At 34.8% G+C, this 14,668-nt stretch carries 12 protein-coding genes; 6 read left to right on the top strand and 6 right to left on the bottom strand.

Annotation, left to right across the window (positions count from 1 at the left end):
- Positions 1 to 74 precede the first annotated feature (74 nt).
- Both ACM55K_RS00255 and ACM55K_RS00250 read right to left on the bottom strand, forming a co-directional pair.
- Positions 75 to 2,645, bottom strand: coding sequence for a TonB-dependent receptor plug domain-containing protein (locus tag ACM55K_RS00255; RefSeq protein WP_416848233.1), 2,571 nt, complete (start codon positions 2,643 to 2,645; stop codon positions 75 to 77).
- Positions 2,646 to 2,695: 50 nt separating this feature from the next.
- The gene (locus ACM55K_RS00250; RefSeq protein WP_416848232.1) at positions 2,696 to 3,043 is read right to left on the bottom strand and encodes a winged helix-turn-helix domain-containing protein; all 348 of its coding nucleotides are present in this window, start codon (positions 3,041 to 3,043) and stop codon (positions 2,696 to 2,698) included.
- Positions 3,044 to 3,346: 303 nt separating this feature from the next.
- On the opposite strand from ACM55K_RS00250, the gene ACM55K_RS00245 reads away from it, so the two are divergent.
- Together ACM55K_RS00245 and ACM55K_RS00240 are read left to right on the top strand one after the other, a co-directional pair.
- Positions 3,347 to 6,427 (top strand): leucine--tRNA ligase, encoded by a 3,081-nt coding sequence (locus tag ACM55K_RS00245; protein ID WP_416848231.1) that lies wholly within the window; start codon positions 3,347 to 3,349, stop codon positions 6,425 to 6,427.
- A 247-nt stretch (positions 6,428 to 6,674) separates the two neighbouring features.
- Positions 6,675 to 7,361: a zinc metallopeptidase gene (locus ACM55K_RS00240; protein ID WP_416848230.1), complete on the top strand. Its 687-nt coding sequence runs from the start codon at positions 6,675 to 6,677 to the stop codon at positions 7,359 to 7,361.
- An 87-nt stretch (positions 7,362 to 7,448) separates the two neighbouring features.
- On the opposite strand, the gene ACM55K_RS00235 is transcribed toward ACM55K_RS00240, so the two are convergent.
- The 3 genes from ACM55K_RS00235 to ACM55K_RS00225 all read right to left on the bottom strand — a co-directional run bounded on the left by ACM55K_RS00235 (position 7,449) and on the right by ACM55K_RS00225 (position 9,619).
- A complete protein-coding gene (locus ACM55K_RS00235; protein ID WP_416848229.1) occupies positions 7,449 to 7,919 on the bottom strand; it encodes an Lrp/AsnC family transcriptional regulator in 471 nt (156 codons plus the stop codon).
- A 265-nt stretch (positions 7,920 to 8,184) separates the two neighbouring features.
- Positions 8,185 to 8,934: a uroporphyrinogen-III synthase gene (locus ACM55K_RS00230; RefSeq protein ID WP_416848228.1), complete on the bottom strand. Its 750-nt coding sequence runs from the start codon at positions 8,932 to 8,934 to the stop codon at positions 8,185 to 8,187.
- Between the two features lie 13 nt (positions 8,935 to 8,947).
- Positions 8,948 to 9,619 (bottom strand): DUF4271 domain-containing protein, encoded by a 672-nt coding sequence (locus tag ACM55K_RS00225; RefSeq protein WP_416848227.1) that lies wholly within the window; start codon positions 9,617 to 9,619, stop codon positions 8,948 to 8,950.
- Between the two features lie 105 nt (positions 9,620 to 9,724).
- On the opposite strand from ACM55K_RS00225, the gene ACM55K_RS00220 reads away from it, so the two are divergent.
- The 3 genes from ACM55K_RS00220 to ACM55K_RS00210 are packed head-to-tail and all read left to right on the top strand — an operon-like array spanning position 9,725 to position 12,263.
- Complete coding sequence (locus tag ACM55K_RS00220) at positions 9,725 to 10,450, top strand: polyprenol monophosphomannose synthase (protein WP_416848226.1); 726 nt, start codon at positions 9,725 to 9,727, stop codon at positions 10,448 to 10,450.
- Positions 10,451 to 10,462: 12 nt separating this feature from the next.
- Positions 10,463 to 11,803 carry a dihydroorotase gene (locus ACM55K_RS00215; RefSeq protein ID WP_416848225.1) on the top strand — a complete coding sequence of 447 codons (1,341 nt, stop codon included), beginning with the start codon at positions 10,463 to 10,465 and terminating at the stop codon, positions 11,801 to 11,803.
- A gap of 10 nt (positions 11,804 to 11,813) precedes the next feature.
- Positions 11,814 to 12,263, top strand: coding sequence for a DUF4296 domain-containing protein (locus ACM55K_RS00210; RefSeq protein WP_416848224.1), 450 nt, complete (start codon positions 11,814 to 11,816; stop codon positions 12,261 to 12,263).
- On the opposite strand, the gene ACM55K_RS00205 is transcribed toward ACM55K_RS00210, so the two are convergent.
- Positions 12,264 to 13,265 carry an NAD-dependent epimerase/dehydratase family protein gene (locus ACM55K_RS00205; RefSeq protein WP_416848223.1) on the bottom strand — a complete coding sequence of 334 codons (1,002 nt, stop codon included), beginning with the start codon at positions 13,263 to 13,265 and terminating at the stop codon, positions 12,264 to 12,266.
- Positions 13,266 to 13,359: 94 nt separating this feature from the next.
- Here ACM55K_RS00205 and tyrS point away from each other — a divergent pair, with 94 nt between their 5' ends.
- Positions 13,360 to 14,652, top strand: coding sequence for a tyrosine--tRNA ligase (tyrS, locus tag ACM55K_RS00200; protein ID WP_416848222.1), 1,293 nt, complete (start codon positions 13,360 to 13,362; stop codon positions 14,650 to 14,652).
- Positions 14,653 to 14,668 lie beyond the last annotated feature (16 nt).

The raw sequence follows: 14,668 nt of genomic DNA, 5'->3' as shown, positions 1-14,668 counted from the left end.
AACGCTCAAAGTTTTAACTTTCGTACAATAAACGTAAATTTCAAAAGCAAACCAATCTTTTAAAGACTCTTTTTTTAGATTTTACCAATATTCCAAGTCAATGATAAATAATACAATGCCCCAATTGATGGTCCGCCTAGCATAGAATAATAGGTTTTGTTGAGAAAATTAGTTCCTCCCAGTTTAGCAGTTACATATGGTTTTTTTAAATTATAATTTATTTGCGCATCCATCGACCAATAGGCAGGTACTTCGCCACTAACAAGGAAAGAAACATAATCATATTTATTTTGATAGCGATAGGTAACGCTTGCGCCAAGGTTTTTCCATAAGTTTTCTGTTATTACTGTTCCATTCACAATGAATTTAGGCGTGTTAAAGCCATCTTCCAGCCCATCTTTATCATCTGTTCGGTCTAATTTTGTATAAGTTACGTTTCCTAAAAATGAAAACACATCACTGTATTTGTATTTTAATCCTAAACTACCGCCATAATTGTAAATCTTACTTTTAGAATTGGTCCATAAACGATACCGACTTTGTGTAGCTTTAGAATAAAGGGCTGTCGGTATTTGTGCTGCATCCGCTGTGTTAGGAATACTTGCTTCAACTTGTGCGATAAAATTCTCATAGGAGTTGTAATAAAAATCGGCGTCAATGAATAAACTCTTTTTTAGGGTAACTCCTCTAAATCCAAATTCAAAAGAACGAACAAATTCAGGTTGTAAATAAGTATATGGGTTTTTCTGGATAATGCCCTTGTTTTTATCAATGGCTTGTGCCTGAGTTAGACCTAGTGTATTGATGTCGCTAGTTACCAGTGCTTGGAATTTATCGATAGATGCTTTTGTGTACGAATTTTCGAAAATCCCGTTAGACATGATGCGTAATCCACCCACACGTTTTACACCACCGCTGTTAACGTTAGAAAATCCTTCAAAAATACTCGGGAATCTATAACCGCTTTGGTAAGAAGCTCTAAAGTTGATTTCCTCTTTTGGAGAAAATACAGCAGTAAATCGAGGAGTAAATTTCAAATCGAAATAATCCGCTTTGTCTACGCGAACGGTTGCACTCAGACGTAATTTTTTGTCAAATAAATCGGTGCTCAACTGGGTAAATCCACCTGTTTTTCCATAGGTTAGTTTTTTGCCATCATCAACTGGATTTATAAAGTAATTTCCGTCGGGAACAATGATGTACGTTCTATAATCAAAACCACTTAGGAGTTGTGTGTCGATTTTTTTGAAAAAGTCAGCAAAAGCTTTATCCCAATTAAACAAACCTTCCGCATGCACTAAAGAAGATTTTACGCGCAAAGCGGCACCAAAATCCCAATTGTTGATGTTGGTTAATTCGTCTTTCTTATTGTTGAAAGCATCGGTTCCGGGAATAAATCTTCCTTGATCGGATGTTGTTCTAGCCATTCTATGGGCGTCTGCAATGGTAGCCCCAGTGGTTACCGCATTGTTATAGGCTGTAGTATAATTGGCAAACCATTGATCGTCTGATTTAAAAGCCCGATCCATGTTTTCTGCCAGAGAACGCATATTGTATGATTTTCCGGTGTTCTCTTGAGTTAAATACGTTCGTATCTGAAAAATATCGGTATGGTAATCAATGCTATATTGATGTAAGGTATAATCTTCTAATCTAAAACGATTCGAACGTTGGTAGACTGTATTAATTAAAGCGCCTTTATAAGTTAGGACCAATTCCTGTCCTTTCTTTGGACGGAAATACAAGCCAACATCGCCTTTATAGTTTTGGATGTTGTAATCTGCAATGTCGGCTTCTCTGTAACCCGTTCTGGAAACTACATATTTTTTCCCGTTCAGGGTTAATGTTTTTCTGTTTGCCGATTCGTTACCGTAGCCGTTAACTTCATCAAAAGCAGGATTATCAGCACCATATAAATTGGTTGAAGCATTACTATTTGGAGCCAAATCAGTTCTGTTGTCTGCAACCCAATCCGTTCCTCCGGTTGTGGAACCGTTTATTTTGAAAGCTATTTTGGAATTTAATGCTTTTGCATAACGGAAATTGGTCTGGTTGTAAAGCTTTGGAGAGAAGCGGTCTACATGTCCAACATGATTGATTTCGGTTAATTGCTGAATACTCAATCCTTCATATTCAAATGGATTTTTGGTTTGAATATTTGCTAATCCGTTTATGGCATTCATTCCATATAGTGCAGAAGCCGCTCCGGGAATTATTTCAATTTTATCGATATCAAGGTCGTTTGCTCCAAGCGCATTGGCAATGGGCGCGCCCAGATGTGGCGCTTGATTGTCTATACCGTCTACTAATTGGGCAAAACGAACATTGGTTGTGTTGGCAAATCCTCTCGTGTTTATGACTTTAAAACCTAAACTTGGCGTAATAATTTGAACTCCTTTTAAGTTTTCGAGCGCATCAAAACTGGATGGTGAACCCATATTTTTTGCATCTGCAGCTTTTAATTGCTCAATACTTATAGGAGATCGTAAAAAAGTTTCTTGAGTACGGGAAGCCGTAACGACTACTTCTTTCAGTATTTCTTTTTTGAGACTGTCTTGACTTGTTTTTGAATTTTCTTTTTGGGATTGGGCAAGACTTTTTAAGCTTAGTAATACTAGAATAAAATATAATTTTGATTTCAACATAGTTTTTATTTTTCAGTATGCTTTTAAAAGAATACTGCTATTTAAATTTTTTAAAATTTCAAATTCAACGTTTCTTTTCTGGCAAAATCTTGAATTTTCTTTTCTAATTCATAAAAAGTCTGAATGGCTATTTCTCCGGCTTCGGTCAATCTCGCACCGCCACCGCCTTTGCCACCAAGTAATTTTTCTACCAGTGGTTTTTCGGCACGTTTGTTCATTTCTTCCACTAATTGCCACGCTTGACGATACGCCATTTTCATTTCTTTGGCCGCATTAGTAATAGAGCCCGTTTTTGCGATATTCTCCAGCAACCATATCTTTCCAATGCCTAGAAAAGGACCATCGGCTTCTTCAATCCAGATTCTGACTGCAATAGTGTATTTTTTATTTCCTTCCATCAGTATGTTTTAAAAGATATAGTGAAAAGCAACTAACTACTTATAAATAAAATTTTGTAAGATTTGATAATTTAAAATACGTAGATATTATTTTACAAAAATAAGTATTTTTACTTAGTTTTAATTAATTAATTATTTATTTTTTTCTTTGTCAAAGAAATAGCTTTGGTACAATGTACAATAACCTTAAATTTGGCACCTAAAATAGCCATCCTGAAAAGTCTTTGTCACTTTACAACTTTTATAAAATGACCTGAGTATGCGATAGCGTGACTCCATTAAAAAAACAATATATAAAGAGGAATGAAATACAATCCGAACGAAATAGAGGCCAAATGGCAGAAATATTGGTTAGACAACGCAACGTTTAAAGCTGAAAATAACTCAACAAAACCTAAATATTACGTACTTGATATGTTTCCTTATCCATCTGGAGCGGGATTGCACGTTGGGCATCCGCTGGGATACATCGCTTCTGATGTGTATTCCAGATACAAAAGACATCAAGGTTTTAATGTGTTGCACCCTATGGGTTATGACAGTTTTGGTTTGCCTGCAGAACAATACGCCATTCAAACGGGGCAACGTCCGGAAGATACGACTTCGGTAAATATTGACGGAGGAACGGATAAAGAAGGAAATAAAATTGCGGGTTACAGAAAGCAACTGGATAAAATTGGATTTTCATTCGATTGGAGCAGGGAAGTCCGTACTTCAAATCCGGATTATTACAAACATACGCAATGGATTTTCATCCAATTATTTAATTCTTGGTACAATAAAAACAGCGACAAAGCAGAAGATATTTCGACTTTGGTTTCCGTTTTTTCAACAGAAGGAAATGCAAATGTCAACGCCGTTTGCGATGAAAACATTGAAGCTTTTACAGCAGATGAATGGAACGCTTTCGCAAAAGAACAGCAGGAGAGAATTTTGTTGCAATACAGATTGACTTATTTAGCCGAGACTGAGGTGAACTGGTGTCCGGGATTAGGAACTGTTTTGGCGAATGACGAAATTGTGAATGGTGTTTCAGAGCGTGGCGGTTTTACAGTAGTGCGAAAGAAAATGACCCAATGGAGTATGCGAATTTCGGCTTATGCGGAACGTTTGTTGCAAGGGTTGAATGCTATTGATTGGAGCGAAAGTATCAAAGAAAGCCAAAGAAACTGGATTGGAAAATCAGTTGGAGCGACTGTAGAGTTCAATGTTCAAAATTCAGAAGCTAAAATTGCGGTTTTCACGACAAGGCCTGATACTATTTTTGGAGTTACGTTCATGACATTGGCACCAGAACACGAATTGGTAACACAAATTACTACTCCGGAACAAAAAGCGGAAGTGGAAGCTTACATAGAAAAAACCGCAAAACGTTCCGAAAGAGAACGTATGGCGGATGTTAAAACCATTTCAGGAGTATTCACCGGAGCGTATGCAGAACATCCATTTACGAAAGAGCCAATCCCAGTTTGGATTGGGGATTATGTTTTGGCGGGTTACGGAACAGGCGCTGTTATGGCGGTTCCTTGTGGCGACGAAAGAGATTATACTTTTGCTAATTTCTTCAAAGGTCATCCCGAAGCTTCGGGAGGTATGCCAGAGATTAAAAACATTTTTGCAAATGTGGATATTTCAGAAGTTGCCTATGGTTCGAAAGACAATGTAATTATCGCAAATTCAGATTTCCTAAACGGATTGAATTACAAAGAGGCAACCAAAAAAGTTATCGAAGAACTGGAAAAATTAAATCAAGGAAAAGGAAAAACGAATTACCGTTTGCGTGATGCCGTTTTCTCTCGTCAGCGTTATTGGGGAGAGCCGTTTCCGGTATATTATGTGAATGGCTTGCCACAAATGATTGATGCGAAACATTTGCCAATCATCTTGCCGGAAGTAGAGAAATATTTGCCAACCGAAGAAGGTTTGCCACCTTTAGGAAACGCTTTGGTTTGGGCTTGGGACAGTGTTCAGTGTTCAGTGGTTAGTACTCAGTTAGTAGATAATGTAACTATATTTCCATTAGAACTAAACACGATGCCGGGTTGGGCGGGAAGTTCATGGTATTGGATGCGTTATATGGATGCACATAACGAAAACGAATTTGCGAGCAAAGAAACTTTAGCATATTGGGAAAGTGTGGATTTATACATTGGTGGAAGCGAACATGCAACCGGACATTTATTATATTCTCGTTTTTGGAATAAATTTTTAAAAGACAAAGGTTTTGCACCAACCGAAGAACCATTCAAAAAACTGATTAATCAGGGAATGATTTTGGGGATGAGTGCGTTTGTTTATAGATTAAATGTTCCTAGTATTTCTGGTCAGGGCAGTATGGCTATTCCAAAAAATATATATGTTTCAAGTTCTTACATAAAGGAATTAAATAAGTATTTTGGGTCCATAGATTATGGAAATGAAATATTTATTGATTTAAAGCACGATGGGGTTTACTATGATATTCATAAAATTGACAATGATATTCTTAATGATTTAAGTGTGAAAATATTTAAAAATATAAAATCGAATGTAGATTCTATAAGACTTTATGAAGATTCTTTTGATAAATTACATTCAGATGTAAACTTTGTAAATTCTTCTGACGAATTAGATGTTCAAAGGTTTAAAAACTGGAGAGAAGAGTATAAAAATGCGGAATTTATATTAGAAAACGGTAAATATATCGTTGGTCGTGAAATCGAAAAAATGTCGAAATCCAAGTACAATGTAGTTACGCCGGATGATATTTGTAATGAATACGGTGCGGATACATTGCGTTTGTACGAAATGTTCTTAGGGCCATTGGAACAGGCGAAACCTTGGAATACGGCAGGAATTTCAGGAGTTTTTGGTTTCTTGAAAAAACTGTGTCGTTTGTATTTTGATGAAAATGGTTTGATTGTTACTAATGACAAACCAACCAAAGACAACTTAAAATCATTACACAAAACCATCAAAAAAGTGGCGGAAGATATTGAGAGTTTTTCTTTCAATACATCGGTAAGTCAGTTTATGATTTGTGTGAATGAATTGTCAACCCAAAATTGTCATTCCCGTGCGATTCTGGAACCATTAGCAATTGTGATTTCGCCTTATGCGCCGCACATAGCGGAAGAATTATGGTCATTGTTAGGAAATACTGGTTCGATTGCAACGGTTGATTTTCCAATATTCGAGTCATCACATTTGATAGAAAGCAATAAAGAATATCCGGTTTCTTTCAATGGAAAAATGCGTTTCACGATGGTTTTACCTTTGGATTTAACCAAAGAACAAATCGAGGAAATCGTAATGAAGGATGAAAGAACCATCAAACAATTGGAAGGAAGAACGCCAAATAAGGTAATTATTGTTCCAGGAAAAATTATCAATTTGGTGGGATAACGTCCTTTGTAGAGACGCACTACAGTGCTTCTCACGATACGGTTATCATCATGAATATATTAAAACCAAATCCCAAAATAATTTTTGGGATTTGGTTTTTTTTAAATTTATGAAAATCCATGTAAATCAGTTTAATCGGTGTTATCCGTGTTCCATTTCAGGAATGCCAAATTGACATTGTAAAAAATTGGTTCAGATTTTGATGATTCTTTTATAATTTTAAATAATACAATTAAAAAATAAAAATATGGGAATGAGTTATTTGATTCTTGCTGGAGCAATTATGCTGTTTAGCTGGTTAGTTAGTTCAAGACTGAAAAGCAAATTTGAACATTATTCTAAATTACAATTACAAAACGGAATGTCCGGTGCTGAAATTGCCGAAAAAATGCTTGCTGATAACGGAATTCGGGACGTGAAAGTGATTTCGGTTGCTGGACAATTAACGGATCATTATAATCCTTTGGATAAAACAGTGAATCTAAGCGAGGCAGTTTATAATCAACGTAATGCGGCTGCGGCTGCTGTTGCTGCACACGAATGTGGTCACGCCGTACAACATGCCGTAGGATATCGATGGTTGACTATGCGTTCGCAATTGGTGCCAATTGTAAATGTAGCTTCAACGTACATGCAGTGGATTTTACTGGCTGGAATTTTGATGATTAAAACTTTTCCTCAGCTGTTATTAGTTGGAATCGTAATTTTTGCGGCAACAACCTTATTTTCTATTATTACTTTACCGGTAGAATATGATGCGAGTAATCGTGCTTTGGCTTGGTTGGAAAATAAAAGAATGCTGACGCAACAAGAGCAGGCTGGAGCAAAAGATTCACTAAAATGGGCTGCCAGAACGTACGTGGTTGCTGCTTTAGGTTCTATTGCAACCTTGTTGTATTATGTTTCGATATATATGGGCGGAAGAAGAAATTAATTTTTCGTTTAAAAAATATAAATCCGTCTTGTTTAAAAACGAGACGGATTTTTTACAAAATAATCAAATTGACGATTAACCTAAAAACTACAATTGAATCTGTCTGTCAATTTGTTGGTCTAATGATATAAAGGTTTCCGTTCTGGAAACGCCTTCGATAGCCTGGATTTTTGTGTTGAGCAAATGCATTAAATGTTGATTATCGCGACAAATGATCTTGATTAATATTGACCAGTTTCCTGTGGTGTAATGGCATTCCAATACTTCGGGGATTTTTTTCAAATCTCTCACAGCTTCTGGGTTTCGAGCGGCTTTGTCTAAGTAAATTCCAACAAATGCCATCGTATTATAACCTAGAATCTTATGGTTTACCGTAAACTTTGAACCTGAAATAACGCCAGATTGTTCCAGTTTTCGCAATCTCTGGTGAATGGCAGCTCCTGAAATCCCTATTTTGTTTGCGATTTGAAGAATTGGTTTTCGGGCATCTTCCATCAGGTCACGTAAAATTTCTTTATCGATACCGTCTATTTCTACTATAAGGGAGTTTGTTTTCATAAGTTGTTATTTTAAACTAAACTATTACATTTAGTTTGAATTGAAAATCAAATTTAAGGAAAAAACGATTAATGTCAATGAAAATATAAGATTACTGTGCTTTTTCTAGGATCAAATGAACTTCTATTTCTTACATGGTTTGTATTTATCAACATATAAGAAATAGAAGTTCATTTAAGAAATAATGTAATTGTTCAATTTTGTCGCATAAAAAAAAGCCATTCGGATTGTGAATGGCTTTTGATTGTATCTAAAAAGTAATTTTCTATTTTCCTTTATTTGCTTCTACAATGTATTTTTCCAAAGCCATTGTCATTGAAGGCGTTGCTGGTGTTGGTGCAAGAATATCTACTCTTAAACCATGATCCAACGCTTCTTTTTGTGTAGTGCTTCCAAAAACTGCAATTCGGGTATCATTTTGCTTGAAATCTGGAAAGTTCATAAACAATGATTTTATTCCGGTTGGGCTAAAGAAAGCCAAAACATCATAATATACATCTGCTAAATCAGACAAATCACTCATTACAGTTTTGTAAAAAACGGCTGGAGTCCAGTCTACTTTCAATGCATTAAGCGTTATTGGCGCATCTGCATTTAATTGATCTGAAGCAGGTAATAAGAATTTTTCGTCTTTGTATTTTTTTATCAGTGGAGATAAATCAGCAAAATCTTTAGGACCTACGTAAATTTTACGTTTTCTGTACACTACATATTTTTGCAGGTAAAAAGCAATTGCTTCAGACTGGCAAAAATACTTTAATCCTTCGGGTACTTTAAAACGCATTTCGTCAGCAACTCTGAAGAAATGATCAACAGCATTCTTACTGGTTAAAATAATTGCCGTGTAATGATTAAGATCGATTTTTTGAAGTCTAATCTCTTTTGCATTAACGCCTTCTACATGAATAAAAGGTCTGAAATCAATTTTAACTTTATGCTTTTGTTGAAGCTCAAAGTAAGGGGAATTTTCCACTTTAGGTTCGGGCTGTGACACCAAAATTGTTTTCACTTTCATATTTTAACATTTTCTACGCGCTCCCTTTTGTAAGCCAATAATACATAAAGTAATAGGGGGCTATTTCAAGAGCGCAAAGATATAAAATAAAATAAAACAACTTACCTAATATTAAATTTTGATAATTTTTTATTGAAATTATATATGTTAATATGCTCATTATTAACACTATAGAAATAATAAATAATGGAATATTTCTTGAGATTGTGTCGTAATAGAACAGAATAATATTGATTGGTAGTATAAATAATCCAATATATGTTCTATAAGTCACTTTTTGGAGGTTAAATTGTTCTACAAATTCCTCCATATTGAATGCTGTACCAATAATTTTTTCTATGAGATATTTCGATAAAATAAAAAATATAAGGAAAGTGATTATTTGAATATAAAGTATCCAATCTGTTTTTGTGGCATATCCAAACTGACTCAACGAAAGTTGAATAAAAAATGCAAATGAAATAACCTGCACTAAAAATAAAGAAACAGTAAAACCGCTTTTAAGATGGCTGCTGTCTTTATATATTTTGGTGTATTTATTTGAAAAAATTAAATTTGCAAAATCACCAAAACGATTTTCGAAAACAGATTTGGTAATAGCGATAATAGCAAATGACAACACAAATAAAAGTGTGGCCCAGTCTTTATTTTCGGTTATTCTTGGATGAAGTACATGTTCAATCATAGGGATACAAAATTACTAATTTTTTACATCATTCTTTTTTATTATAAATTTATTATGAATCAAATGGCATAAAAAGTTTACTTTTGCGTTGAAATTACTCAAAATATGAACGATTGTATTGTTATAATTCCTACCTATAACGAAATTGAAAATATCGAAGGCATTATTAGAACGGTGCTTTCACAACACAAGCCTTTTCATGTTCTTATTATTGATGATAATTCGCCTGATTGCACTGCGGATAGGGTAGTTATGCTTCAATCTGAATATAAAGACCGATTGTTTTTAGAAAAAAGAGCCAAGAAATCCGGATTAGGAACCGCTTATGTACATGGTTTTAAATGGGCTTTGGAACGTAAATATGATTTTATTTTCGAAATGGACGCTGATTTTTCGCACAACCCAAATGATTTAGAAAAATTGTATAATGCGTGTCACTTAGGAGATGCCGATTTGGCAATTGGTTCACGGTATGTAACGGGAGTAAACGTAGTTAACTGGCCTTTGAGCCGTGTTTTACTATCGTATTTTGCCTCAGTTTATGTCCGTTTTATGACAGGAATGAAAATTCATGATGCGACAGCCGGTTTTGTATGTTATAAAAGAGAGGTACTGGAAAGTATCAATTTAAATAAAATAAAATTTGTAGGTTATGCGTTTCAAATTGAAATGAAATACAGAACCTACTGCAAAAAATTCCAAATTGTTGAGGTCCCTATTATTTTTACGGATAGAACAAAAGGACAATCCAAAATGAGTAATTTAATTATTAAAGAAGCTATTTTTGGGGTTATTTCACTTAGATTAAAAAAATTAGTCAACACATTATAAGCAGAAGATACGATGAACAGGATTTTAATTAAGAATGCCAAAATAGTAAATGAAGGAACGATTTTTGAAGGTGATGTACTAATTGAAGATGACTTAATTGTTGAAATTGCAGAAAGCATAAGCGCTAAATCTTCACAATGTAAAATAATTGATGCCGAAGGGAATTACCTAATTCCAGGTGCCATAGACGATCAGGTTCATTTTAGAGAGCCGGGTCTTACGTATAAAGGCGATATAGAATCAGAATCTAAAGCTGCAGTTGCGGGAGGAATTACTTCTTACATAGAACAACCTAATACGGTGCCCAATGCGGTTACCCAAGAAATTTTAGAAGAAAAATATAAAATTGCTGCGGATAAATCCTATGCCAATTATTCTTTTATGATGGGTGCAACAAACGATAATTTAGAAGAAGTTCTAAAGACAAATCCAAAGAATGTTGCGGGAATAAAAATATTTTTAGGTTCATCTACCGGAAATATGTTGGTCGATAACGAAGCTACTTTAGAAAAAATATTTTCTAGTACGCCTATGCTTATTGCGGTTCATTGTGAGGATGAAACCACCATCAAAAATAATTTAGAAAAATACAAAGAAGAGTTTGGAGAAGATGTTCCGGTAACAGTTCATCATCTTATCCGAAGTGAAGAAGCGTGCTATATTTCGTCTTCAAAAGCAATTGCTCTTGCTAAAAAAACAGGTGCGCGTTTGCATATATTTCATCTTTCGACTGCGAAAGAAATGGATTTGTTTACCAATAAAATCCCATTGGAAGACAAGAAAATTACTGCCGAAGTTTGTGTTCACCATTTATGGTTTACCAATGATGATTATGCAACCAAAGGCAATTTAATCAAGTGGAATCCAGCAGTGAAAACAGCTAATGACCGAAAAGTTCTTTGGGAAGCATTGCTTGATGACAGAATTGATGTTATTGCCACTGATCACGCACCACATACCCTGGAAGAAAAGAAACTGCCCTATCTAAAAGCTCCTTCTGGTGGGCCATTAGTCCAACATGCAGTTGTGGCTATGTTTGAAGCGCATCACCAAGGTAAAATAAGTATTGAGAAAATTGTTGAAAAAATGTGTCATAATCCGGCTAAGATTTTCAAAATTGAGAAACGTGGTTTTATAAAAGAAGGATATTATGCCGATTTAGTTATTATAAATTCAGGTTTGCCATGGAGTGTTAAAAAGGAAAATATTCTTGCCAAATGTGGATGGTCACCATTTGAAGGATTTACTTTTAAATCCAGAATAACACATACTTTTGTAAACGGACAATTAGTGTATACGGCTTTCAAAGTAAAAGATATCCGTGCTGGAAAACGATTGTTATTTGACAGATAAAAGGTAAAAGATGAAGAAATTAATATCACTTTTAGCGGTTGTTTCCATATTTATAAGCTGTAAGGATGAGGTAGTAAAAAAACCAAATCGTCTTATAGAAAAAGAGGTCATGGTTGATATTATATATGATTTGTCATTGCTAGAAGCTATTAGATTAGAAAATTCGGCCTCTTTGGATACTTTTAAAATAAATTCTAAAAAATATATTTATAAAAAGTATAAAATTGACAGCCTGCAATTTGCGCAAAACAATACGTATTATGCTTCTGATTATGAAGAATATGCAAATATCGTTGGTCAATTAGAAGATAGGTTTACTAAAAAGAAAGCAGAGATAACCGCATTGATTAAGGCTGAAGCTAAAAAGAAGAAGAAAAAGAAAAAAACTGTTACTAAACCAGTTTCACCAACAACCAAACTGATAGATTCATTAGAAATCAACCAAAGAAAAAGACTTTAATTACAAGTCTGAAATTTCTTTGATGTATTGATGAATATTTAAAAATTTAGTATTCAATGCAGTCGTAATTTTTTCATTGGAATACTCATTTTTTGAATAAGACGCTTTTGCAGTAGCGCTAGTTAGCTGTCTTTTTTGCATAAAAATATTCGATAGTATCCAGTCTATTTTCCAGAAAATTTTCATGAACAGAGGTTTTGCATGAATAGCAGGTCTTTTTACAAGAAGAGCATCGGCAATGCTATTTAAGATATCTCGAAAAATGATATTTTTTGCAATTAATGTAAATCGTTCGTTATGAATTTCGCTTTTCATTAACTGTGTAGCGATTCGGACCACATCAGTCACGGTAACAAATCCCGAACTTCCCAAAGTGTAAAATGACATTCCTTTTTTTACTTTCATAAAAAGTTGTCCGCTTCCCTGTTCCCAAAAACCGGGACCAATGATGACGCCCGGATTTAGAATTATCACTGGTAATCCTTCCTGTTGTCCACGCCAGATTTCCATTTCGGCGCCATATTTAGAAATGGCATAATCACTGTGTGGCTTTTCGGGATTCCATTCGGTTTCTTCTGTGATAATTTTTTCGTGAGATGCTAAGTCGCCAAGAGCAGCGATTGAACTCATAAAACATAGTTTTTTTATTGTATTGGCAACACAAAAATTGACAATATTTGCGGTTCCTTCAATATTGGTTTTTCGAATTAAATCTTCGTCTTTTGGGTCAAATGAAATCAAAGCGGCGCAATGATACACATAATCGATTCCCTCAAAAGCTTTTTCTAACGCAGGAATATCAGTAATATCAGCTTGAATCCATTCGATAGTGTCAAACAAATCCAATTTCCGGTAGAGACTAAATAGGTTTTTAGTCTTTTCTATACTTTTTGCATTGCGATAAATAGCACGCACTTTTTTACTCCCGATACTTCCGGATTCAATTAAATGAAGTAATAAATGTGCACCTACTAAACCTGTTCCTCCTGTGACTAAAATCATGCTACGAAAATACGAATATTTTTTTTCGAATAACCGAATAAACAAATAACCGAATCCACAATAAATTTTATCTTTGTGCAAATTGATTAAAAAAATGAAGAATTTTATTGAAGAAGTGACTTGGAGAGGAATGCTCCATGATGTTATGCCCGGTACAGAAGAACATTTGATGGAACAAATGCGTGTGGCGTATGTGGGAATTGACCCAACTGCCGATTCATTGCATATTGGACATTTAGTAGGCGTGATGTTATTGAAACACTTTCAACTATCCGGGCACAAACCATTAGCGTTAGTGGGTGGTGCAACAGGAATGATAGGCGATCCATCAGGAAAATCTAATGAAAGAAATTTACTTGACGAAGCGACTTTGCGTCACAATCAGGAAGCTATAAAAGGTCAATTGGCTCGTTTTTTAGATTTTACTTCCGATGCGGCTAATGCGGCAGAACTAGTGAATAATTACGACTGGATGAAGAATTTTTCATTTCTTGATTTCATTCGGGATATTGGAAAGCACATTACAGTAAATTATATGATGTCCAAAGATTCAGTTAAGAAACGTTTGTCTTCGGAAGCTGCCGAAGGAATGTCATTTACGGAGTTTACGTACCAATTGGTTCAAGGATATGACTTTTTACATTTGTACAAAAATAAAAATTGTACGCTACAAATGGGAGGAAGCGACCAGTGGGGAAATATCACCACAGGGACGGAATTAGTGCGTAGAATAGCTCAGGGAAAAGCCTATGCATTGACTTGTCCGTTGATTACAAAAGCGGATGGAACAAAATTTGGAAAATCAGAAGGTGGAAATATTTGGTTGGATTCGGCTCGAACTTCTCCGTATAAATTTTACCAATATTGGTTGAATACCTCTGATCTTGATGCGGAGAAATACATTAAGATTTTTACGTTTTTATCGAAAGAAGAAATCGAAATTTTAACTGAAAAACATAGAGAAGCGCCACATTTACGATTGTTGCAAAAACGTTTAGCAGAAGAAACTACAGTAATGGTGCATTCTGCGGAAGATTTAGAAAATGCCATTAAAGCTTCGAATATTTTGTTCGGGAATTCTACTTCAGATGATTTGAAACAATTGGATGAAGCGACTTTCTTAGATGTTTTTGAAGGTGTTCCTCAAGCAGAAATTACCAGAAATGAAATCGAAACTGGAATTGATATTGTTGCTGTTTTGAATGAAAAAACAGGTTTTATGAAATCTAATGGAGAAGCAAGACGTGCTTTGACTGCAAATTCTATTTCAGTAAATAAGGAAAAAGTTACCGAAGAGTTTGTGCTTTCTGCCAAAGATTTAATTAACAATCAATTTGTATTGTTGCAAAGCGGCAAGAAAAATTATTTTGTGTTGAGTATTGTTTAACTGCTTATTTGTTTAA

It is taken from the genome of Flavobacterium arabinosi (genome assembly GCF_048158725.1).
Classification (GTDB): domain Bacteria; phylum Bacteroidota; class Bacteroidia; order Flavobacteriales; family Flavobacteriaceae; genus Flavobacterium; species Flavobacterium arabinosi.
This window is presented reverse-complemented; position numbering and strand designations above follow the sequence as displayed.

Coding starts and splice junctions, on each gene's coding strand:
- ACM55K_RS00235 (WP_416848229.1), bottom strand. CDS start 7,919: ATGAAAACAAACTCCCTTATAGTAGAAATAGACGGTATCGATAAAGAA.
- ACM55K_RS00225 (WP_416848227.1), bottom strand. CDS start 9,619: ATGATTGAACATGTACTTCATCCAAGAATAACCGAAAATAAAGACTGG.
- ACM55K_RS00215 (WP_416848225.1), top strand. CDS start 10,463: ATGAACAGGATTTTAATTAAGAATGCCAAAATAGTAAATGAAGGAACG.
- ACM55K_RS00210 (WP_416848224.1), top strand. CDS start 11,814: ATGAAGAAATTAATATCACTTTTAGCGGTTGTTTCCATATTTATAAGC.
- ACM55K_RS00240 (WP_416848230.1), top strand. CDS start 6,675: ATGGGAATGAGTTATTTGATTCTTGCTGGAGCAATTATGCTGTTTAGC.
- ACM55K_RS00220 (WP_416848226.1), top strand. CDS start 9,725: ATGAACGATTGTATTGTTATAATTCCTACCTATAACGAAATTGAAAAT.
- ACM55K_RS00205 (WP_416848223.1), bottom strand. CDS start 13,265: ATGATTTTAGTCACAGGAGGAACAGGTTTAGTAGGTGCACATTTATTA.
- ACM55K_RS00245 (WP_416848231.1), top strand. CDS start 3,347: ATGAAATACAATCCGAACGAAATAGAGGCCAAATGGCAGAAATATTGG.
- ACM55K_RS00230 (WP_416848228.1), bottom strand. CDS start 8,934: ATGAAAGTGAAAACAATTTTGGTGTCACAGCCCGAACCTAAAGTGGAA.
- tyrS (WP_416848222.1), top strand. CDS start 13,360: ATGAAGAATTTTATTGAAGAAGTGACTTGGAGAGGAATGCTCCATGAT.
- ACM55K_RS00250 (WP_416848232.1), bottom strand. CDS start 3,043: ATGGAAGGAAATAAAAAATACACTATTGCAGTCAGAATCTGGATTGAA.
- ACM55K_RS00255 (WP_416848233.1), bottom strand. CDS start 2,645: ATGTTGAAATCAAAATTATATTTTATTCTAGTATTACTAAGCTTAAAA.